The sequence below is a fragment of the Dyella sp. genome, assembly GCF_051954575.1.
Taxonomy (GTDB): domain Bacteria; phylum Pseudomonadota; class Gammaproteobacteria; order Xanthomonadales; family Rhodanobacteraceae; genus Dyella_B.
In genome coordinates this window covers 60,750-81,181 of the sequence record NZ_JBQCHP010000065.1, presented here as the reverse complement: position 1 = coordinate 81,181, position 20,432 = coordinate 60,750, and the positions used below count along the sequence as shown (strand labels likewise).

The 20,432-nt window shown below is 64.1% G+C and carries 23 protein-coding genes and 1 tRNA gene; 12 read left to right on the top strand and 12 right to left on the bottom strand.

Features of this window, described 5'->3' with window-relative positions; translation table 11 throughout:
- Nucleotides 1–65: 65 nt before the first annotated feature.
- Together tsaE and ACTHNE_RS08855 are read right to left on the bottom strand one after the other, a co-directional pair.
- Entirely contained in the window at nucleotides 66–527 is a 462-nt protein-coding gene (tsaE, locus tag ACTHNE_RS08860; RefSeq protein WP_324944325.1) for a tRNA (adenosine(37)-N6)-threonylcarbamoyltransferase complex ATPase subunit type 1 TsaE, read from the bottom strand.
- Nucleotides 520–2,004, bottom strand: a complete 1,485-nt coding sequence (locus tag ACTHNE_RS08855) for an NAD(P)H-hydrate dehydratase (protein WP_324944322.1) — start codon at nucleotides 2,002–2,004, stop codon at nucleotides 520–522. Before ACTHNE_RS08855 ends, tsaE begins: the two co-directional genes overlap by 8 nt.
- Before the next feature lie 41 nt (nucleotides 2,005–2,045).
- Here ACTHNE_RS08855 and queG point away from each other — a divergent pair, with 41 nt between their 5' ends.
- Complete coding sequence (gene queG, locus ACTHNE_RS08850; RefSeq protein ID WP_440269057.1) at nucleotides 2,046–3,107, top strand: tRNA epoxyqueuosine(34) reductase QueG; 1,062 nt, start codon at nucleotides 2,046–2,048, stop codon at nucleotides 3,105–3,107.
- Between the two features lie 69 nt (nucleotides 3,108–3,176).
- Here the strand turns inward: queG and panD are convergent, their stop codons facing one another.
- The 5 genes from panD to pcnB form a co-directional block, all read right to left on the bottom strand.
- Nucleotides 3,177–3,563, bottom strand: a complete 387-nt coding sequence (gene panD, locus ACTHNE_RS08845) for an aspartate 1-decarboxylase (RefSeq protein ID WP_440269056.1) — start codon at nucleotides 3,561–3,563, stop codon at nucleotides 3,177–3,179.
- 112 nt (nucleotides 3,564–3,675) lie between these two features.
- Complete coding sequence (panC, locus tag ACTHNE_RS08840) at nucleotides 3,676–4,521, bottom strand: pantoate--beta-alanine ligase (RefSeq protein ID WP_440269055.1); 846 nt, start codon at nucleotides 4,519–4,521, stop codon at nucleotides 3,676–3,678.
- A gap of 13 nt (nucleotides 4,522–4,534) precedes the next feature.
- Nucleotides 4,535–5,371, bottom strand: coding sequence for a 3-methyl-2-oxobutanoate hydroxymethyltransferase (panB, locus tag ACTHNE_RS08835; protein WP_440269054.1), 837 nt, complete (start codon nucleotides 5,369–5,371; stop codon nucleotides 4,535–4,537).
- 120 nt (nucleotides 5,372–5,491) lie between these two features.
- Nucleotides 5,492–5,971, bottom strand: a complete 480-nt coding sequence (folK, locus tag ACTHNE_RS08830; RefSeq protein ID WP_440269082.1) for a 2-amino-4-hydroxy-6-hydroxymethyldihydropteridine diphosphokinase — start codon at nucleotides 5,969–5,971, stop codon at nucleotides 5,492–5,494.
- On the bottom strand, nucleotides 5,968–7,320 hold the full coding sequence (pcnB, locus tag ACTHNE_RS08825; protein WP_440269053.1) for a polynucleotide adenylyltransferase PcnB: 1,353 nt from the start codon (nucleotides 7,318–7,320) through the stop codon (nucleotides 5,968–5,970). Before pcnB ends, folK begins: the two co-directional genes overlap by 4 nt.
- Nucleotides 7,321–7,691: 371 nt before the next feature.
- Here pcnB and ACTHNE_RS08820 point away from each other — a divergent pair.
- A tRNA-Glu gene (locus tag ACTHNE_RS08820) sits at nucleotides 7,692–7,767 on the top strand.
- Nucleotides 7,768–7,813: 46 nt separating this feature from the next.
- Entirely contained in the window at nucleotides 7,814–8,155 is a 342-nt protein-coding gene (gene fdxA, locus ACTHNE_RS08815; RefSeq protein WP_440269052.1) for a ferredoxin FdxA, read from the top strand.
- 260 nt (nucleotides 8,156–8,415) lie between these two features.
- Here fdxA and ACTHNE_RS08810 read toward each other — a convergent pair whose 3' ends face one another.
- Both ACTHNE_RS08810 and dapA read right to left on the bottom strand, forming a co-directional pair.
- Nucleotides 8,416–9,009 (bottom strand): hypothetical protein, encoded by a 594-nt coding sequence (locus tag ACTHNE_RS08810; RefSeq protein WP_440269051.1) that lies wholly within the window; start codon nucleotides 9,007–9,009, stop codon nucleotides 8,416–8,418.
- A gap of 56 nt (nucleotides 9,010–9,065) precedes the next feature.
- Nucleotides 9,066–9,959 (bottom strand): 4-hydroxy-tetrahydrodipicolinate synthase, encoded by an 894-nt coding sequence (gene dapA, locus ACTHNE_RS08805; protein WP_440269050.1) that lies wholly within the window; start codon nucleotides 9,957–9,959, stop codon nucleotides 9,066–9,068.
- A gap of 115 nt (nucleotides 9,960–10,074) precedes the next feature.
- On the opposite strand from dapA, the gene ACTHNE_RS08800 reads away from it, so the two are divergent.
- From ACTHNE_RS08800 to ACTHNE_RS08765, 8 genes are all read left to right on the top strand, one after another.
- Nucleotides 10,075–10,638, top strand: a complete 564-nt coding sequence (locus ACTHNE_RS08800; RefSeq protein WP_440269049.1) for a glycine cleavage system protein R — start codon at nucleotides 10,075–10,077, stop codon at nucleotides 10,636–10,638.
- A 224-nt stretch (nucleotides 10,639–10,862) separates the two neighbouring features.
- Nucleotides 10,863–11,324, top strand: a complete 462-nt coding sequence (locus tag ACTHNE_RS08795; RefSeq protein ID WP_440269048.1) for a peroxiredoxin — start codon at nucleotides 10,863–10,865, stop codon at nucleotides 11,322–11,324.
- Nucleotides 11,325–11,394: 70 nt separating this feature from the next.
- Nucleotides 11,395–12,774, top strand: coding sequence for a PhoH family protein (locus tag ACTHNE_RS08790; RefSeq protein WP_440269047.1), 1,380 nt, complete (start codon nucleotides 11,395–11,397; stop codon nucleotides 12,772–12,774).
- A gap of 111 nt (nucleotides 12,775–12,885) precedes the next feature.
- The gene (locus ACTHNE_RS08785) at nucleotides 12,886–13,176 is read left to right on the top strand and encodes a GIY-YIG nuclease family protein (protein ID WP_440269046.1); all 291 of its coding nucleotides are present in this window, start codon (nucleotides 12,886–12,888) and stop codon (nucleotides 13,174–13,176) included.
- 39 nt (nucleotides 13,177–13,215) lie between these two features.
- Entirely contained in the window at nucleotides 13,216–14,004 is a 789-nt protein-coding gene (thiD, locus tag ACTHNE_RS08780) for a bifunctional hydroxymethylpyrimidine kinase/phosphomethylpyrimidine kinase (protein WP_440269045.1), read from the top strand.
- Nucleotides 14,005–14,089: 85 nt separating this feature from the next.
- Nucleotides 14,090–15,013 (top strand): aspartyl/asparaginyl beta-hydroxylase domain-containing protein, encoded by a 924-nt coding sequence (locus ACTHNE_RS08775; protein ID WP_440269081.1) that lies wholly within the window; start codon nucleotides 14,090–14,092, stop codon nucleotides 15,011–15,013.
- Nucleotides 15,014–15,072: 59 nt separating this feature from the next.
- Nucleotides 15,073–15,969: an RNA polymerase sigma factor SigJ gene (gene sigJ / locus ACTHNE_RS08770; RefSeq protein WP_440269044.1), complete on the top strand. Its 897-nt coding sequence runs from the start codon at nucleotides 15,073–15,075 to the stop codon at nucleotides 15,967–15,969.
- A gap of 37 nt (nucleotides 15,970–16,006) precedes the next feature.
- Nucleotides 16,007–16,465, top strand: coding sequence for a carboxymuconolactone decarboxylase family protein (locus tag ACTHNE_RS08765; RefSeq protein WP_440269043.1), 459 nt, complete (start codon nucleotides 16,007–16,009; stop codon nucleotides 16,463–16,465).
- A 138-nt stretch (nucleotides 16,466–16,603) separates the two neighbouring features.
- Here ACTHNE_RS08765 and ACTHNE_RS08760 read toward each other — a convergent pair whose 3' ends face one another.
- The 3 genes from ACTHNE_RS08760 to grxC form a co-directional block, all read right to left on the bottom strand.
- The gene (locus ACTHNE_RS08760; RefSeq protein WP_440269042.1) at nucleotides 16,604–17,617 is read right to left on the bottom strand and encodes an isocitrate dehydrogenase; all 1,014 of its coding nucleotides are present in this window, start codon (nucleotides 17,615–17,617) and stop codon (nucleotides 16,604–16,606) included.
- Between the two features lie 319 nt (nucleotides 17,618–17,936).
- On the bottom strand, nucleotides 17,937–18,329 hold the full coding sequence (locus ACTHNE_RS08755) for a carboxymuconolactone decarboxylase family protein (RefSeq protein ID WP_440269041.1): 393 nt from the start codon (nucleotides 18,327–18,329) through the stop codon (nucleotides 17,937–17,939).
- Nucleotides 18,326–18,589 carry a glutaredoxin 3 gene (gene grxC, locus ACTHNE_RS08750; RefSeq protein WP_440269040.1) on the bottom strand — a complete coding sequence of 88 codons (264 nt, stop codon included), beginning with the start codon at nucleotides 18,587–18,589 and terminating at the stop codon, nucleotides 18,326–18,328. The genes ACTHNE_RS08755 and grxC overlap by 4 nt, the downstream gene beginning before the upstream one ends.
- A 122-nt stretch (nucleotides 18,590–18,711) precedes the next feature.
- On the opposite strand from grxC, the gene ACTHNE_RS08745 reads away from it, so the two are divergent.
- Nucleotides 18,712–20,394: a M48 family metalloprotease gene (locus ACTHNE_RS08745; RefSeq protein ID WP_440269039.1), complete on the top strand. Its 1,683-nt coding sequence runs from the start codon at nucleotides 18,712–18,714 to the stop codon at nucleotides 20,392–20,394.
- The last annotated feature ends 38 nt before the right edge of the window (nucleotides 20,395–20,432 follow it).

Below are 20,432 nucleotides of genomic sequence, written 5' to 3'. Positions count from 1 at the left end.
TTTTGGCGGGCTGTCGCCAGGCTCGGGATTGTTAAGTTTTCTCAGGCAGCACCGGCACTTAGCTGTCAGCCAAGGCGGGCCAGAACCTGTTCGCCGCGCGCGGTCTTGGCTTGCAGGCGCGCATGGCGCCCGGCGCCGCTGTAGCTCAGATGCGCCTCCAGATCCGCCGCGGGCAGCGCGCCCTGGCCGCGCTCGGGCCACTCCACCAACACGATCGCCGCTGGCTCGGCCAGCGCGTCCAGGCCCAGCCATTCGAGTTCGCCGGGATCGGCAATGCGGTAGAGATCCAGATGCCAGGCGGGACGCCCATCGCGGGTCTGATAGCCCTCGACCAGGCTATAGGTGGGACTCTTGATGCGCTCGCCGACGCCCAGCGCCGTCAACAAGGCCCGGGCGAAGCTGGTCTTGCCGGCGCCGAGTTCGCCACGCAGGTAGACCACCAGGCCGCCGTCGGGCGCGCCGGCAACCTGCGCGCCCAGGGCGCGCGTAGCGTCTTCATCGGGCAGCTCCCAGTGCTGCTCACTCATGCTCGATGCCGTTGCCGAGTGCGCGCAGCGGTTCCAGGAGATCCGTGGCGAGCAGGCCACGCTCGCCCTTGCGTGCGGCGACGTCGCCGGCGCGCGCATGCAGGCCGACACCGATGCGTGCCGCATCCCAGGCGGTGCTGCCCTGCGCCATCAGCGCGGCGATCACGCCGGTGAGCAGGTCGCCCATGCCGCCACTGGCCATGCCGGGATTACCCCAGGTGCAGACGTCTAGACGTCCATCTGGGTGCGCGATAAGCGAGCCCGCACCCTTGAGCACGATCACCGCGCCATAGCGCTGCGCCAGCTCGCGCGCCGCGGCAAAGCGATCCTGTTGTATATCGGCGTTGCTCTTTTCGAGCAGCCGCGCCGCCTCGCCTGGATGCGGGGTGAGCACGGCAGGCGTGGTGAAGCGGTGTTGTTCCTGCGCAAGCAGGTTCAAGCCGTCGGCATCCAACACCAGCGGCTTGCCGCTGTCGAGCGCGGTGAGCCATAACGCATGGCCCCAGGCGGCCTGCCCCAATCCCGGTCCAACGGCGAGTACCGTGGCGCGCGTCAACAAGGCTTGCAATTCCTGCGGCCCATGCACGCCATGCGGCATCAATTCCGGACGCGCACAGTTCAAGGCAAACAGGTTTTCCGTGCGCGTCGCCACGCTCACCAGCCCGGCGCCGCAACGCAGCGCGGCTTCGCTGCACAAGCCAATTGCGCCGGCCGTGCCGTGATCGCCACCGATCGCCAGCACGTGACCGTTATCGCCCTTGTGCGCATCGCGCGAACGCGGCCCCAGATGCATGGCGTCAAGCAGCACGGCATCGGCTGGCATGCCCTGCCACAGGATGTCAGGCAAGCCGAGCGCATCGGCAACCACGGCGCCGGTTTTGGTGGTGGCCTGCCCGGTGTAAAGACCGCGCTTGGCCGCGATGAAACCGACGGTAGCGTGCGCACGTATCGCCGTGCCCGGGCAATGTCCCGTATCCGCGTTCACGCCGGACGGTACATCGAGCGCCAGCACCGGGATGCTGGCCGCGTTGATGCGCTCGATCAAGGCGCTGGCCTCGGATTCCGGCGCGCGGTTCAAGCCGGTGCCGTAGAGCGCATCCACATAGACATCGGCCGGCGGCAACGATGCATCCTGACGCCAGCGGTGCGTGAGGCCTGCGCCACGTTGCCAGGTTTCACGCGCGCGCGCCGCATCGCCGCTTGCAGTATCGGTAAGCTCCATTACCTCGACCGCCATGCCCGCTTCATAGGCCAGGTTCGCCAGCAGATAGCCATCGCCGCCGTTGTTGCCCGGGCCACAGAACACCACCAGTCGCCGCGCCTGTGGCCATTGCTGGCACAGGAAGGTGAGCGCCGCTGCGGCGGCCCGGTTCATCAGCTCGAAGCCGGTGACGCCGAGGTCGTCATTGGCGCGCCGGTCGAGTGCGCGAACCTGCTCGACGGTGTAGAGATCGCGAAGGTGGCGGTCTGCATGCATCGGCGGATTATAGGGAGTAGCCAGCGCACTACACTATGCAAATGTCCCCGCACGTCGCCCCCGACTACCTCGCACTCGCCCGCGATATCAAACGTTGGGCGCGCGAACTGGGCTTTGCCGAGGCCGGCATCAGCGGCGTGACGCTGGAACAGGACGAACAGCACCTCCAGCGCTGGCTGGACGACAGCTACCACGGCGACATGGACTACATGGCGCGCCATGGCACCAAGCGCAGCCGCCCGGATGAACTCGAACCCGGCACACAGCGCGTGATTTCGGTGCGCATGGATTACCTGCCGCCCGGCACCCAGCACGCCTGGGATGTGCTGCGCGATGCCGAGACCGGCTACGTGGCGCGCTACGCCTTGGGGCGCGACTATCACAAGCTGATGCGCAACCGCCTGCAGAAGCTGGCCGAACGCATTCGCGAAGCTGTGGGTGATTTCGGTTATCGCGCCTATGTCGATTCCGCGCCAGTGCTGGAAAAAGCGCTGGCGCGCAACGCGGGGCTCGGCTGGATCGGCAAGCACACGGTGCTGATCCACCGCCAGGCCGGCTCGTATTTCTTCCTGGGCGAGCTGTATACCAACCTGCCGCTGCCGGTCGACGCACCGGCCAGCGCGCATTGCGGTACGTGCAGGAAATGCATCGACATCTGCCCGACGCAAGCGATCGTCGCGCCGTATCGGCTGGACGCACGCCGCTGCATTTCCTATCTCACGATCGAATTGAAAGGCGCGATCCCGGAAGAACTGCGCGCACCGATGGGCAACCGCATCTTCGGCTGCGACGATTGCCAGCTGATCTGTCCGTGGAACAAGTTTGCGCAGGACGCCACCGAACCGGATTTCGCGCCGCGGCACAGCCTGGATGGCGCCAAGCTGGTGGAACTGTTCGCGTGGAGCGAAGAGGAGTTTCTCAAGCGCACCGAAGGCATGGCGATTCGCCGCGCCGGTTACGAAGGCTGGTTGCGCAATATCGCTGTGGCGCTGGGAAATGCGCCCACCTCAGAAGACGTGCGTAGCGCGTTGCAGGCGCAGGCGGCGCATCCATCGGCAATGGTGCGCGAGCACGTAGCCTGGGCGCTCGCACGACACCCGTAGGTTGGGGTGCAAACCCCAACATGCCCGATGCATAAGATGATGACGTTGGGGTTTGCACCCCAACCTACGTCAGGCGGCAGCCATCTGCTTCGGAATCGAGCGATTGGTATGGCTGATGCGGTTGTCCTTGTCCACGTACACCAGGGTCGGCTGGAATTGCTCCACTTCCGCCTGGTCGAGATGGACGAAGGCCGCGATGATGACCAGGTCGCCGGGCTTGGCGCGGTGCGCGGCGCTGCCGTTCACGGAGATGATGCCGGAGCCTTCTTCGGCGCGCAGCGCATAGGTGACGAAGCGCTTGCCGTTGTTGATGTTCCAGGCGTGGATCTGTTCGTATTCGCGAATACCCGACGCGTCGAGCAGCAGGCCATCGATGGCGATCGAACCTTCATAGTGCAGTTCCGCGTGGGTCACGGTGGCACGATGGATCTTCGCCTTGAGCATGTTCAGGTGCATGACTTTTTCCAGCAGGAACTGCCTGCATAGCTCACTATTATCCTGCCGCAACGGTCATGGCCGCAACGGCGCCTGGCCGGTATGTGGGGATCGACCCAATGCCGCGCAAGGCTCAGTCGAACAACAGGTTATCGATCAGCCGGGTGCTGCCCAGCTTGGCGGCGATCAGCGCTACCAGGCCCTCGTGCTCACCATCGGCCGGCTCGGCGAGGTCTTCGGCGCGCCGGATAGCGGCGTAATCAGGGACGAAGCCGGCACGTTCCAGCTTGGATGCCGCCGCCTGCTCCACTACCTTGCGCGCGTGGCCCTTGGCGATCAGCTCACGCATCTGCTGCAAGGTTTCGTAGATCAGCGGCGCGGTAGCGCGGTCGGCGTCCGACAGGTACTGGTTGCGCGAGCTCAGCGCCAGGCCGTCGTCGGCGCGCTGGGTCGGAGCGCCCATCACCTTCACCGGCAGTGACAGGTCGCGCACCATGCGTTCGATCACTTTGAGCTGCTGGAAATCCTTCTGACCGAAGATGGCGATATCCGGCTGCACCAGGTTGAACAGCTTGCACACCACCGTGGCCACGCCATCGAAATGGCCGGGCCGGTGCGCGCCTTCCAGGGTATCGGTGAGTTCCGGCACGTGCAGGCTCACGCTCTTGTCGGCGCCGAACGGATATAGGGTCGTCACGTCCGGCGCGAACAGCAGGTCGCAGCCGGATTCGGCCAGGCCGGCCTGATCCTGCGCCAGCGTGCGCGGATAGCGTTCGAAATCCTCGTTCGGGCCGAACTGCGTGGGGTTCACGAACACGCTCGCCACCACGCGATCGGCACGCGCGCGCGCCAGCTTCACCAGCGAGTGATGGCCCGCGTGCAGGTTGCCCATGGTCGGCACGAAGCCGACCGTGTGCCCTTGGGTGCGCCAGCCGCGAATGGTGGCGCGCAGGCCTGCTGCGTCTTGAAGCGTTTGCATGAATGAGTCTTCTTCAGTTGTAACCGTGTTCGGCGGCGGGAAACGCGCCGCTGCGCACGTCGGCGACGTAGGCGGCGATGGCGTCCTGCACCGAGTCGCGGCCGGCAAGGAAATCCTTGCTGAACTTGGGCCGCTTGCCGGGCGTGATGCCCAGCATGTCGTAAATCACCAGCACTTGGCCATCGCAATGCGGGCCAGCGCCGATGCCGATGACAGGGATGTCCAGTGCCTGCGTGACGCGGTGGCCCAGCGCGGTCGGCACGCCTTCCAGCACCAGGATGTCGGCGCCGGCCTGCTGCACCGCCAGCGCCTCGCTGAGCACGCGTTCGGCCGCTTCGTGCTCGCGACCCTGCACCTTGTAGCCGCCGAATTTATGCACGGATTGTGGCGTAAGCCCGAGATGGGCGCAGACGGGAATCGCGCGTTCGGTCAACGCATGGATCGATTCAAGAATGTGCGGCGCTGCGCCTTCGATCTTTACCATCGCCGCACCCGCCTCGCCGACCAGTCGCGCGCCGGCTTCCAGCGCGTAGTCGGCGTTGCGATCGGCCATGAACGGCATGTCGGTGACCAGCAGCGTGGCGGACAAGCCGCGCGCCACCATGCCGGTGTGGTAGGCCATCTGGTCGAGCGTCACCGGCAGCGTGCTGCGCTGGCCCTGCACCACCATGCCGAGCGAATCGCCGACCAGCGCGATATCGACACCGGCGAACTCCAGTTGCGCGGCGAAGCTCGCGTCGTACGCGGTGAGCATCACGATCTTGCGCCCTTCCACCTTCATCGCATGCAGGCTCGGCACAGTGACCGGCTTGCGGGCAGGAGCGCTGGCGTTTTCCACGTACACGGGCATTCCTTCAATGTTGCGGTGAACAATTATCGGGCGTTGAGCGGGCAGCGCTCAAGCGAAAGGTAGGCTGGGATGCAATCCCGGCATGTGGGGTGGATGGCGATGCTGGGATTGCATCCCAGCCTACAGAGCCGTACAGCCCTGCGCATCAACGTTCCGTAGAAGCTCGACTACCTTGCCCTGACCGGGAATGTCCAACTCAGGCGCCACATCGTGCAGCGGCAGCAGCACGAAGGCGCGATCGGCGATATGCGGATGCGGCAAGGTCAGGCGTTCATCGTTGATAGTCTGGCCAGCGACATGCAGCAGATCCAGATCGAGCGTGCGCGGCCCCCAGCGCTCGCCGCTGCGCTGGCGGCCCGCGGCGCGCTCGATGGCCAGCAAGGCGTCCAGCAGGTCGTGCGGCGGCAGCGTCGTTTCAAGCGCCAGCACCGCATTGAGAAAATCCGGTTGATCGGTCACGCCCCACGGCGGCGTGCGGTAAATGCGCGAGCGCGCGATCACCGCGATCTGCGGCAATGCCGCCAGCGCCTCGATGGCATCCAGCAGGTGTTGCCGCGAATCGCCGAGATTGCTGCCCAGCGCCACGTAGGCGCGCATCAGGCCGTTCCGGATTTGCCGGCGGCGGGCTTGCGGCGGCGCTTGCGTTTGCGCGGAGCCGCCGCACGCACTGGCTCGATATCCCCCGCCGCATTCGCCTGGTGCAGCGGCAGCGCCGCAGCAAGCGTTTCATGCGGCAATTGCTGCGCGTGCTCCCACCAGCGACCGAGTTCGCCGATCGCCGGCGATTCGGCTTCGCGCAGCAGCAGGAAATCGAACGCGGCGCGGAAACGCGGATGCGCCAGCAGGCGGAATACTTTCTTGCGCTGGATCTGCTCGAAGCGCGGTTGCAGCGACCAGATCTCTTCCATGGTGATGGTGAAGCGGCGCGGGATCGCCACGCGCTGGCATTGCTCGGCCACCACGTGCACGGCCGCGCGCGCCCACGCTTCGTTGGCGTCCTTGCCGTGGGTGATCCAGGTATGCGCAAGATCGCGCACCTCGCCCCACAACAGCACCGCGAACAGGAACGCCGGCGTCACCGACTTGCCTTCGACCACGCGCGCGTCGGTGTTTTCCAGGCCGCGCTCGATCAGCGAACGCAGCGCCACGTCGCCGCGCTTGAGCGCGCGCGCGGTGGCCGGAAACATGTATTTGAGCAGGCCGCACTCTTCGAGCATGCGGAAGCTTTTGCGTCCGTGGCCGGCCAGGAACATCTTCAGCGATTCGTCGAACAAGCGCGCCGGCGCCACGCCGCTGAGCAGCGGGCCCAGTTCCGCAAACGGCGCGGAACCGGAGGGATCGATATGGAAATCCAGCTTGGCCGCCAGGCGCGCGGCGCGCAGCATGCGCACCGGATCTTCGCGATAGCGTGTGGCCGGATCGCCGATCAGGTGCAGTACGCGATCCTTTAGATCCTGCATGCCGCCGACGTAGTCGCGCACCGAGAAATCGCTGATGTCGTAGTACATCGCGTTGACGCGGAAGTCGCGGCGGATGGCGTCTTCCTCGATGCTGCCCCACACGTTGTCGCGCACGATGCGGCCGTCGACGATGTGGCGATCGCCCTCGACACCCTCTTCCTCACTGGTGCCGCGGAAGGTGGCCACCTCGATGATCTCGTTGCCGTACACCACGTGCGCCAGGCGGAAACGGCGGCCGATCAGGCGGCAGTTGCGGAACAGCTTCTTCACCTCGTCCGGCGTGGCGTTGGTGGCCACGTCGAAATCCTTCGGGTGCCCGCCCAGCAAGAGGTCGCGCACGGCGCCGCCGACCAGGTAGGCGTCGTAGCCGGCTTCGTTGAGGCGATAGAGCACGCGCAAGGCCGCCTTGCTGATGTTCTTGCGGGAAATCGTGTGCTGCTCGCGCGGGAAAATGCGCAGGGCAAGCTTGGCGTCGTTCACAGCCTGCATTACTCGCACCCCTCCGTAGCGAGGGGGCCTAGCCTGCGGCCGGACGTGCGATGCGCACTCAAGGGGAGCGAAGGCGTACTCCACAGTACGTCGAACTCACCCGAGGAAGCAGCGCGCGACCGGCCGCTGGCTAGGCGACCGCAGCAGGAGGAGTGCGAGTAATGCGGGCTAACTGTGGGAGTGAGGTTCAAGCGGTCGAAATCCTTGCGGTTCCAAATCCGGAGGTCTGGCCGAGCATGCCTGGCATGCTGCAACCATCCGAAACCGGTCGTAAGCATTGTCCTGCAAGTGCTTGAGCGGATGCGAGGGCGCGCGTGCAGGCGTTGCCGGACGGGGCGATTCAGCTATACTAGCGCGCTTCGCAGCAATACGCTCCCATCGTCTAGTGGTCTAGGACACCGCCCTCTCAAGGCGGGAACACGAGTTCGAACCTCGTTGGGAGCGCCAACCTCCAAAGACGGTCCGTCTTTCCGGTCCAGAGGCATACGGCAGCATGACCTTCGTCGTCACCGACAATTGCATCAAGTGCAAATACACCGATTGCGTCGAAGTCTGTCCGGTCGACGCCTTTCACGAAGGCCCCAATTTCCTGGCGATCAACCCCGACGAGTGCATCGACTGCACCTTGTGCGAGCCGGAGTGCCCGATCAATGCGATCTATCCGGAGGACGACGTTCCCGCCGGGCAGGAGCATTTCACCGCCTTGAACAAGGAACTCGCCAAGGAGTGGCCCGTGATCACCGTGCGCAAGGACGCCTTGCCGGATGCGAAGGAGTGGGAAGGCAAGCCGGACAAGTTGAAGCTGCTGGAGCGTGAGAAGCCCCACACTCCCTAGCATTGCGGAAACGAAAAAAGGCACTGCGCGAGCAAGTGCCTTTTTCTTTGTGTGCGGAAAACGGCCTGTATGCCGGAGAATTTAATCCCGCCTCACCGTCATTCCGGCGCAGGCCGGTATCCAGGTCAAATACGCTGTCCGAAGGACACGAAACCGGTTTCGAGTGCTCCGCACGGTTTATTGAAACTGGATTCCGGCCTGCGCCGGAATGACGGGGAGGCAAATTCGCCGTTATCGCAAACCTGCGGTCCGCGATCTAATCAACCCTTGCCACCCAGGCGCGACTTCAAGCTATCGACCACCTTGGCGACCGCCGCCGCTTCACCCTGCGCACGCACTTCGCTCGAACCCTGTCCGCTGGCGGCGACCGTGACCACCACCTGGCGCGGCGCCACGTTGGGGCCGCTTGCGCCGCTGCTGCCGCGGCCGAACATGCGGCCGAAGAAGCCCGCCTTTTCGGCCGGCTGATCGGAGGCCATCACGTTGAGGCTGTAGCTGTGCGCGGCATCGTCATGGCTTTGCAGCGTGCCGATTTCACCGTTGCTCAGCGCCTCGCCGACGCGGCGGTAGGTGTCGTCGACGTTGTCGGCCAGGATGAAGCCGTCGGTGATGGAGCTGGGCGCATTGCCCACGCGCGCGGTGGCGCCATTGGCGGTCGGGCGGTTGGCGCCGGGCGGCGGAATCACCAGCGCAGCGCTGGCGTTGGGTGTATCCATGCCGGGCGGGATTTCCAGCGGCGATTGCTGCTGGGCCGTCTGCCAGGCCTTTTCGGAACGGAAGATGCCGCAGCCGGAAAGTAGCAGGCCAGTCAGAACCAGGGCCGGCAGGGCGACGGCGAGGGAAGATTTCTTCATGTATGGGGTGTCCGTTGTGTTCCGAAGTTGAGTCGAGCAGGCGACCGGCCTTGAATTCAGGCGGCATCCGCCAAGGATGCCAGAGTCGCCAAGGCCTTGCGTAGCTGTTCGCGTGCCGGCCCCTGTTCCAGTTCCACCAATGGCAGCCGCGGCAGCGCCGTGCCCAGTCCCAGGTCCGGCAAACCGGCTTTCACCGCAATCGGGTTGGGCGCGCAATTGAGCGCCTGCACCAGCGGTTCGAGCGCGGCATCGCAACGTGCCGTGGCGGCACGATCGCCCGCTACAGCCGCATCGCACAATGCACGGAAAGCCCTGGGCGCCAGGTTGGCCACCACCGAAATGACGCCGGCGGCGCCGGCCAGCATGGCTTGCGCCCCGCTGGCGTCGTCGCCGGACAGATAGACGAAATCCGAGCGCACAAGTTCCGCCGTGCGCCGGATGCGTTCCGCGTCGCCGCGCGCTTCCTTGATGCCGACGATGGCGTCGTGCTCGCGCAGTATCGCCGTGGTCTCGGGCAAGAGATCGCAGCCGGTGCGGCTGGGTACGTTGTAGAGAATGACCGGCAGGCCGCCATGCTCGGCCACTTCCAGGAAATGCCGGCGCAGGCCTTCCTGCGTGGGGCGTACGTAATAGGGCGTGACCACCAGCGCGGCATCCGCGCCCAGGCTGCGGGCGCGTTGGGTGATGGCGACGGTTTTGGCGGTGCCGGCCTCGCCGGTGCCGGCGATCACCGGAATACGGCCGGCGACATGCTCCACCGCGAAGGCGAGCAGGCGATCGTATTCGTCGTGTTCGAGCATATGGGCTTCGCCGGTGGAACCGGCGACGACCACCGCCTGGGTGCCGCCCGCGATCTGGAAGTCGAGCAGGCGGCCGAAAGCCGCCAGATCGAGCGCCCCATCCGAGCCGAATGGAGTAACCAGGGCGCAGACGCTGCCGTGAATCTTCATGGGGCTATCCGCACAAAACCAAGCTCAGCATCTTACTTGCGGCCTCGCGGGACGGGCAAGTAAGCTGGCGTATCGTTCGTCGTCATCCCGCACGACGCGGGGTCGCTTGCCATCCATGTCCACCAACCCTTTTTCCGCGCGATCCAGCAACGACCACCAACTGCTGATCCAGACGCTGACGCCGGCCACGCGTACGCCGCTGCTCGCACTGGCCAAGCGCATCGCCGATGCCGGCTGCAATCTTTCCGATGCACGCGTCTCGACCATCGGCGCGGACACCTCCCTCACCCTGCTCGCCAGCGGCGCGTGGGACGCGGTGGCCAAGCTGGAAACCGCACTGGCCAAGCTGGCACGCGAAGAGGAACTGCGCCTTACGCATTACCGCACCAGCCCGCGCGAGCCCAGCGGTCATCTGCTGCCCTACCTGGTGGAAGTGGTCTCGTCGGATCGCCCCGGCATCCTGGTGAAGATCGTGGATTTCTTCAGCCGCCACGACATCAGCGTGGAGCAGCTCAGCTCCATGCGCTACCAGGCCATGCAGACGGGCGCGGCGATGTTCCAGGCGCAGTTCACGATCGGGGTGCCGGACAAATTGCACATCGCCGCCTTGCGCGACGATTTCCTGGAGTTCTGCGATGGCTTGAATCTGGATGCCATCATGGATCCGGTGAAATTCTAGAAGTCCATTTTTTTGCGGACTTCCACGTAGGTTGGGTTAGCGCCGCGGAACCCAACAATGCCGCCCTGGAACGTTGGGTTAAGCTGCGCTAACCCAACCTACGGCGATGGATCCGGAGAAATTCTAGAATGCTCCGCTCCGTGTCATCTGACAAGCCTGTTTCCGTCACATAACACGCGCTAGTCTCCGTCCCAGCAGTTGCAATACTGGCTACCGGAGAGCCCATGCCCGAACTAGGCAAGAAAGTCCCCAAGCTGCAAGGCGTCACCGGCGACGGCAGTACGCTGAAACTCGATTCACTGAAAGGCCAATGGGTAGTCGTCTACTTCTACCCCAAGGACAGCACCCCCGGGTGCACCAACGAAGCGAAAGACTTTCGCGATCTCTACCCGAAGTTCAAGAAGCGCCATGCCGAAATCATCGGCGTCTCGCGCGACTCGGTGAAATCCCACGCCAACTTCGCCAGCAAGCAGGAGCTGCCCTTTCCGCTGCTGTCCGACTCCGACGAAACCTGGTGCAAGGCCTTCGACGTAATCCACGAGAAGGTGTTGTACGGCAAGCGTTATCTCGGCGTGGTGCGCAGCACTTTCCTGATCGATCCCGACGGCAAGCTCGCTGCGGAATGGCGGGGCGTGAAAGTGCCCGGCCACGCGCAGGCGGTGCTCGACGCCATACCTGCCAAGTGATCGCTACGCCCGACGTGCCCGCCAACGTACTTCGTTTCCTCCACCTCCCACTTCGCGAGGTTTCTTCCGTATGACCGGAAGCAAGCGCATCTACGCTCTCGACACCAACGTGCTGTTGCATGACCCGACGTCGCTGTTCCGCTTCGAGGAGCACGACATCTTCATTCCGATGACGGTTCTGGAGGAACTGGACGAAAAGAAAAAAGGCGCCTCGGAAGTTTCGCGCAACGGTCGCCAGGTCAGCCGCTTCCTCAATGAACTGATCGAACGCGGCAATGGTCATGGCATCAGCAATGGCCTGGAACTGCAAAGCCCTGAAGGCATTTCGCTCCGGCGTGGCGCAGCGGTTGGGCGGCTTTATTTCCAGCAGCGCACCACCAACGGACACGGCAAGGCCGACAACCTGATCCTTTCCGCGGTCATCGAGCTGAAGGAAGAAAATCCGGGTCGTTCGGTGATCCTGGTCACCAAGGACATCAACCTGCGCATCAAGGCCAAGATCTACGGCATTGATGCGGAGGATTACGAGAACGATCGCGCACTGGACGATTTTGCCCTGCTCTACACCGGCTCGGCGCAATTGCCGGAGGATTTCTGGGATCGCCATCCGGAAGTGCAATCGTGGAACGAGCGCGGGCGCACCTTCTACAAGTTCGACCGGCGCAAGGACGAAGACTGGTATCCGAACCAGTGCCTGTTCCTGCCCGGCGACGACAGCGTGGAATTGCGCGTACTGCACGTGGATGAAGTGCGCGCCACGCTGGTACTGATGGATGACCACAGCCATAGCAACCACGCCGTGTGGGGCATCGCCGCGCGCAACCGCGAACAGAATTTCGCGCTCAACATGCTGATGGATCCGGACGTCGATTTCGTCACCCTGCTCGGCACCGCCGGTACCGGCAAGACGCTGCTCGCGCTCGCCGCCGGCCTGGCGCAGGTGATGGACCAGCAGCGCTATCGCGAAATCATCATGACGCGCGCCACCGTGTCGGTCGGCGAAGACATCGGCTTCCTGCCCGGCACCGAGGAAGAAAAGATGACGCCGTGGATGGGCGCGCTCACCGATAATCTCGAAGTGCTCGCCAACCCGGAAGAAGGCGGCAGCTGGGGACGCCAGGCCACCAACGATCTGCTCGCCTCGCGCATCAAGATCCGCTCGCTCAACTTCATGCGCGGACGCACCTTCCTCTCACGCTATCTCATCATCGACGAGGCGCAGAACCTCACGCCGAAGCAGATGAAGACGCTGATCACGCGCGCCGGCCCCGGCACGAAGATCGTGTGCCTAGGTAATGTGGAGCAGATCGATACGCCGTACCTTACGGAAACCACCTCGGGTTTGACGTATGCGGTGGATCGCTTCAAGCATTGGGCGCATTCGGCGCATATCACGCTGCGGCGTGGCGAACGTTCGCGCCTGGCGGATTTTGCGTCGGAGGCGTTGTAATTCCGGTGCATCTCAATCCCTATCACGGTGATGGACCCCGGTCTTCGCCGAGATGACTTTCGAAGCGAAACGTCATCCCGGCGAAGGCCGGGATCCATTTGGAATCTAGCCATGGATCGGCAACCTTGCGTTTACATCCTAAGCAGCGGCAGAAGAGGCACGCTTTACATCGGAGTCACGAGCGACCTGATCAAGCGTGTCTGGCAGCACAAAAATCACGTCGTTGAGGGTTTCACCAACCGATACGACGTGCATCGGCTCGTATGGCTCGAACTTCATGAAACCATGGAATCGGCCATACTTCGCGAAAAGGCTATCAAAAACTGGAAGCGTAACTGGAAGATCAGGTTGATTGAGGAGGAAAATCCTCATTGGATCGACCTGTATCCAGCACTGAGATAGATGGATTCCGGCCTTCGCCGGAATGACGAGCAAAAAAGCGTGGCATCCTCCAAGCAACCGCCCATCGCCCTCACCATCGCCGGTTCCGATTCCGGCGGTGGTGCCGGCATCCAGGCCGACCTGAAAACCTTCCACGCGCACGGCGTGCATGGGCTATCCGTCATCGCCGCGATCACCTCGCAGAACACGCGCAACGTCACGGCCGTGCATCCGGTTCCGCTTGCGCATATCCGCAGCCAGCTCGACGCGGTGTTCGATGATTTCCCGATCGCGTCCGTAAAAACCGGCATGCTGGGAAACGCCGCGACGGTACGGCTCGTCGCCAGGGAACTGCGCAAGCGCAAACCGGCCTGGGTGGTGGTCGATCCGGTGATGATCGCCACCAGCGGTTCGCGCCTGCTCGACGAAGATGCGGTCGATGCGCTGATCCATGAACTGATCCCGCTCGCCGACGTGCTGACGCCCAACCTGCCGGAAGCCGAAGCCCTGCTAGGACGCCCATTGAAAACCTCGAAGCAACTTGCGGACGCGGGAAAGGCCTTGCTTGCCCTCGGCGCTCGCAGCGTCCTGCTGAAAGGCGGGCATGGACGCGATCATGAGGTGGTCGATCGCTACCTCGACGCCAAAGGTACGCTGGACATCCGCCATCCCCGCCTTGCACGCGAAGGCCACGGCACCGGCTGCACGCTGGCCTCGGCCATCGCCGCGCAACTGGCCAGCGGTTCAACGCCGCGCCAGGCCGTGCGCCGCGCCATCGCCTATGTGCAACGCGCGCTGAAAAACGGCTACCGCCCGGGCGCCGGTGCGGCATTCGTGCTCCGTCACTGAACGGGATTTGCCGTAAAATCGACCATCGGCATTTCTTCAGGCCACCCGGGCCGCTTCCACGATGGATTTCCTCAGCCTCCGTTTCATCGTCCTCTACGTGCTGCTGGCGTTCGTGCTGTGCGTGCTGCTGGTGCATCTGCGCGGCCGCTCGCGACTACGCTTCGATCGCCAGCTGGTCGATCATTCCGCCGTGTTCGCGCCGTACAACCTCCTGATGTACGCCTTCTCGGCGGTACCGGCGCGGCCGATTCTCGATCGCAACGGCTTTCCGCAGCTGGATCTCTTGCGCGACAACTGGCAGGTCATTCGCGAGGAAGCGTTGCAATTGTTCGACGAAGGCCATATCCGCGCCGCCGAAAAACACAACGACGCCAGCTTCAACAGTTTCTTCAAGCAAGGCTGGAAGCGCTTTTATCTGAAGTGGTACGGCGAACCGCTCGCCTCGGCCGAAACGCTGTGCCCGAAAACCGTGGCGCTGCTCAACGCGATTCCCAGCGTGAAGGCGGCCATGTTCGCCACGCTCGCGCCGAACAGCAGGCTCAATCCGCACCGCGATCCGTTCGCAGGCTCCTTGCGCTATCACCTGGGTTTGATCACACCGAACTCGCGCGATTGCCGCATCTTCGTCGACGGCGAGGAGCACGCCTGGGGCGACGGCAAGGACATCGTGTTCGACGAAACCTACGTGCACTGGGTGGAAAACAAGACCGACCAGACGCGCGTGATCCTGTTCGCCGACGTCGAGCGCCCGCTGCGCACGCGCCTGATGAGCGCGATCAACCATCGCGTCGGCGCCTTCATGGGCAAGATTACGGCCTCGCCGAACACCGAATCGCCGGAAGAAAAAACCGGCTTCGTCAATCGCATGTTCGCGCTCAACCAGCGCAGCCGCGAGCGCAGCCGTGCGTTCAAGAAGAAATACCCGCGGCTGTTCCGGACGGTGAAATACATCGGCATGCTGATCTTCATCTGGCTGGTGTTCCTGGCGCCCTGGCCGTTCGTGCACTGAGGCGTCACGTTTTCGCGCACCTGCGCGTCCTGGCCACAAGCCCCTTTACGGAGACGACCATGGACGCGCACACCGAACTGTTCCAGAAAAACCACTCGCGCCTGCTGGGCCTTGCCTATCGCATGCTGGGCAGCCGGGCCGATGCCGAAGACGTGCTGCACGATGCTTGGCTGCGCTGGCACGCGCAGGACAAGGGCGAGGTGGACGACGCCGAGGCCTGGCTGGTCACCGTCACCACCCGCCTGGCCCTGGACCGGCTGCGACGTGCCAAGGTGGAGCGCCAGCACTATCCCGGCCCATGGTTGCCCGAACCGCTGGAACCGATCGAAGAGGCGCCATCCGAGCAACTGGAGCGCGCCGAGACGCTGAGCCTGTCCTTCCTGCTGCTGCTCGAGCGGCTCAGCCCGGAAGAACGCGCGGCCTTCCTGCTCAAGGAAGTGTTCGACTACAGCCACGCGGAAACGGCGGCGATCCTTAGCATTACCGAGGAAGCCTGCCGCCAGCGCGTGCATCGCGCCAAGACGCGGCTGCGCGAAGGGCGCCCGCGCTTTCATCTGGATCGCGCCGCGCAGCAGCGCATGCTGCAGCGTTTCATCCAGGCGATGGAGCGGCCCGATCTCGATTCCCTGCGCGCCTTGTTCGCCGAAGACGCGGTGCATATTTCCGATGGGGGCGGCGTGGTCACCGCGGTACTGCACCCGCTGCATGGCGCCGATCGCCTGGCCCGCTTGTACCGGCAGATCGCGATCAACTCCTACGGCGCCGCGCGCTATCAGCTCAGCACGCTCAACGGCGCGCCGGCGCTGCTGATCTGGGCGGGCGAGCAACTCAGCTCGGTGATGTGGGTGGAGGCCGAGGGCGAGCGCATCACGGCAATCCACGCCATTCGCCATCCGGAAAAACTGTCGCGCATCGAAGCAGTCACGAAATCGGCGGGCTCCACGTCCTTGCATTGAACGGCCAATACCGGCCGCACATCCCAAGGAGTCCGTCATGTCCCGTTTCGATATGCGTAAACATTTCCAGGCCGTGCAACCGCTGCTGGCGCTGAGCAAAAACATCAAATCCGGCACGTTGGAGCCGGCATTGATCGAGCTGGTGCTGATGCGCGTCTCGCAGATCAACGGCTGCGCCTACTGCCTGGATATGCACAGCAAGGACGCACGCGCCGCCGGCGAAACCGAGCAACGCCTGTACGTACTGGCCGGCTGGCGCGAGGCGCCGTTCTACAGCGAGCGCGAACGCGCCGCCTTCGCCTGGGCCGAAGCGCTCACGCGCCTGGTGCCGGGGGATTCGGTACCCGATGCGCTGTATGAGGAAGTCAGCCACCAGTTCAACGAAAAGGAACTGGTCGACCTTACCTTGCTGGTGACCAACATCAACGCGTGGAATCGTATCAACCTGGCGGCGCATACCGTGGCGGGTGATTACAAGCCCGGCATGTTTGGTTGAACACGCGCATGTAGGTTGGCGCGCCAACCCCAACGCTCGAGATGCCTATGCATGACGATGTTGGGGTTGGCACCCCAACCTACGGGTGTTCTGGGCGAGATTCCCCTCTCCCGAAGAGGAGAGGGGATGCAGAGGGGATCAAGCCTTCACGCGCTTGGCGATCGCCTCGCCAAAGCTCTGCGTCGAGCCCTTGCCGCCGATATCCGGCGTGACGCTGTCACGATCGTTCGCCATGGTGTCGCGAATCGCCTCGCGCAGCTTGGTGCCCTTCTCCACCAGGCCCAGGTGATCGAGCATGTCGGCCGCGGCCAGCAGCAGCGCGCATGGATTGGCGACGCCCTTGCCGGCAATGTCCGGCGCCGAGCCGTGCACCGCCTCGAAGATCGCCGCGTGCTCGCCGATGTTGTCGCCCGGCGCCAGGCCGAGGCCGCCGACGAGGCCGGCGCACAGATCGGAAAGAATGTCGCCGAACAGGTTGGTGGTGACGATCACGTCGAACTGTTCCGGACGCATCACCAGTTGCATGCAGGCGTTGTCCACGATCATCTCGTTGAACTCGATCTGCGGGTAATCCTTGGCGATTTCGCGCGCCACGTTGAGGAACAGGCCCGAGGCGGTCTTGATGATGTTGGCCTTGTGCACGGCCGTGACTTTCTTGCGGCCTTTCTTCACCGCCATCTCGAACGCGTAGCGCACGATGCGCGCGCAGCCTTTGCGTGTGACGCGGATCATCGAGGTGGCCAGTTCGCCGTCTTCGGACAGCGTCTGTCCTTCGGAGAGATATGCGCCCTCGGTGTTCTCGCGCACCGTGATGATGTCGATGTTGTCGTAGCGCGCCTTGGTGCCGGGAAAGCTGATCGCCGGACGCACGTTGGCGTAGAGATCGAAGTGACGGCGCAGCGTGACGTTGATCGAGGTGAAGCCACCGCCCACCGGCGTGGTCAGCGGCCCCTTCAGCGCCACCTTGTGCTTGGCGATCGCATCCAGCGTGGGCTTGGGCAGCAGGTCGCCGTGCTTTTCGAGCGCAATCATGCCGGCTTCGACCGTGTCGTAGGTGAGACCGCAATCGAGCGCGTCGAGCACGTGCAGCGTGGCGGCCATGATCTCCGGGCCGATGCCATCGCCCGGGATCACCGCAATGGTCTTGCTCATGGGGAAAACTCCTTGGGAATGAAGCAGGGAGGCCGGCGCGCATGGGGGAGGCGCCTGGCTGAAAACTGCGCAATTATCCCTGATGGGCTTGTCGGCGAATAGCCTGGAACGAGTGGCAGGCGTTGCAAATGCTCGTATGGAGCATCGCTTCAATTCGAATGGATATGTGCAAATAAACTCCCTCCCCCGCTTGCAGGGGAGGGTCGGGTGGGGTTGCTCGAGCTTGCCGTGTGCTGAAGCTCACCGCGAGGTTGCTTCACCCCACCCTAACCCTCCCCTACTACACGTAGGGGAGGGGACTGTCTGAGGTGAGAACAAACTACGCGTGCTTGCCGCAGCCTTCCGCCTGCTCGCTTGCTGCGCCGCCTTCCAACCGATCAAGAAAATCCACCGCCCTTCGCAAATGCGGAATCACGATCGACCCGCCTACCACCAGTCCCACACTGAACACTTCGAAGAACTCGTCACGTGTCACGCCCACTTCCTTGCACTGCGCGATGTGGTAGCTGATGCAGTCATCGCAACGCAGCACCATCGAGGCAACCAGGCCGAGCATCTCCTTGGTTTTCACCTCCAGCGCGCCGGCTTTGTAGGTCTGCGTGTCCAGGGCGAAAAAGCGACGCACGACCTGGTTGTCTTCGGCCAGGATGCGTTCGTTCATGCGTTGACGGAATGCGCTGAATTCGGCGACGCGATCCTTCTCGGCGCTCATGCGGCCGCTTCCAGCAGTTGCGCCAGCTTGCCGCTGCGATCAGCGGCGACCAGGTCGTCGTAGCCGCCCACGTGGTGATCGTTGATGAAAATCTGCGGCACGGTGCGGCGGCCGCCGCTGCGCTGAAGCATGGTGTCTCGCTGGGCCGGATCGGTGTCCACCCGCACTTCCTGCCAAGTCAGGCCCTTCGCCTTCAACAGGTTCTTCGCGGCCACGCAGTACGGACATACCGCGGTGGAATAGACTTCGATCTTGGGCATCGCAGAAACTCCCGGACTGACTTGCGCCGTAAATGGCGGTGGCGGTGTTCGAAACCAAGCACCGGACGCTGAACTGCCGCATCAGCGAACGGTCTGAGTGCTATTGTCGTTCATCTATGACCATGCCGCATCGACATCTCCGTCACCGCCTGCTCACCGCGCTGGCCTCGGCCGCCGTGGCCTTTGCCGCCGGCGCCCAGGATCGCACCGACGACATCCGCCTGCCTGACCTGGGCAGCTCGGCCAACGCGCTGATTTCCCCGCAGGAAGCGCAGGATTACGGCGCCATGATGCTGCAGCAGATGCGCGCGCTGGACATGGTGGTGGACGACCCATTGCTGGACGACTACATCAACAATCTGGGCTTCCGCCTGGTCGCCAACTCGGCCCGGCCGAAGGACCACTTCGCGTTCTTCATCGCCAAGGATCCGGTGATCAACGCTTTCTCCGCGCCCGGCGGCTATATCGGCATGAATTCCGGCCTGATCGTCATCACGCGCAGCGAGGACGAACTGGCCGCGGTGATGGCGCACGAAATCGGCCATATCACCCAGAACCACCTGCAGCGCGCCTACGAAGCGGCGAAGAAGGACACGCCGCTGCTGGCATTGGTCGCGCTCGGCGCCATCGCCGCGGGCGGCGCCGCCGGTGGCCAGGCCGCCGCGGCCACCCTCTTGGGCGGCCAGGGCGTGCTGATGCAGAAGCAGATCAACTTCACCCGCAAGGACGAAGCCGAAGCCGACCGCACCGGCATCGAGACACTCGCCAAGTCCGGCTACGACCCCAACGCCATGGCCGGCTTTTTCCAGCGCATGGAAGACGAAATGAGCGCCGACGCCGGCGGCATCGACGTGCCTTCCCTGCTGCTGGATCACCCGGTTACCTCCCAGCGCATCAGCGATGCGAAAGCGCGCGCCGGCTCATTGATCGCTGCGCAGAAACTGCAACCGAAGGGCAACCTGCTGGACAAGGAGCGCTGGGCGCAGCAGACGGCGCCGATCGCCTACGTGAAAGACCCGACCTCGCTGCTCGCCTCGGGCAGCGCCGGCAAGGATCTCAGCATCTATCTGCTGATGCGCGAGCGTGTGCGCGTGCTGTCCGACGATGCGTACCGCATGAGCAACTATTACGCCGGCTTGCTTGGCCGCCAGGACGGCCGCTACGACACGCCGGAAAACCGCTACGGCTACGCACTCGCCCTGACCCGCAGCGGCCAGGGCGGCAAGGCCATCGCTCAGTTGCAGCCGCTGCTGGCCAAGCACCCGGACAGCCTGGTGCTGCGCCTGGCCATGGCCGATGCGCACCTGCAGGACGGCCAGCGCGCCGCGGCACTGGAACTCTACGCCGCGCTCAACACCGAATCTCCGCGCAACAAGGCCATCGGCCTGGCCTACGCCAACGCGCTGATCCAGGGCGGCAGCAAGGCGCAGGCCGAGCAGGCCGCCAGCATGCTGCGGCCGATGCTGGAAGACACCGACGAACCGGGCCTGTTCACCGCTTATGCCCGCGCCAGCGAACGGGCCGGCGAGGCGGTCCGCGCCGGCGAGGCTTACGCCCAGGCCAGTTTTCTCTCGGGTCGACCGTTCGATGCGATGGAGCAATTGAAAACCCTGCTCAAGCGCAACGATCTGGACTACTACGCCCGCGCCCGCATCCAGGCCCACATCGCCGACCTCACCCCGTTGGTGCTGGAACTGCGCAAGCGCCGCGTGGCCACCGATGACAACCCGGATGGCACCAGCCAGACGCAGCAGCAGTTCGGGCCTGGCTGCAGCGGACGGCTTTGTTTCAGCGCCGAGAAATAACCCAGCCTGGGATGAAATCCCGGCTTATATGTATGATC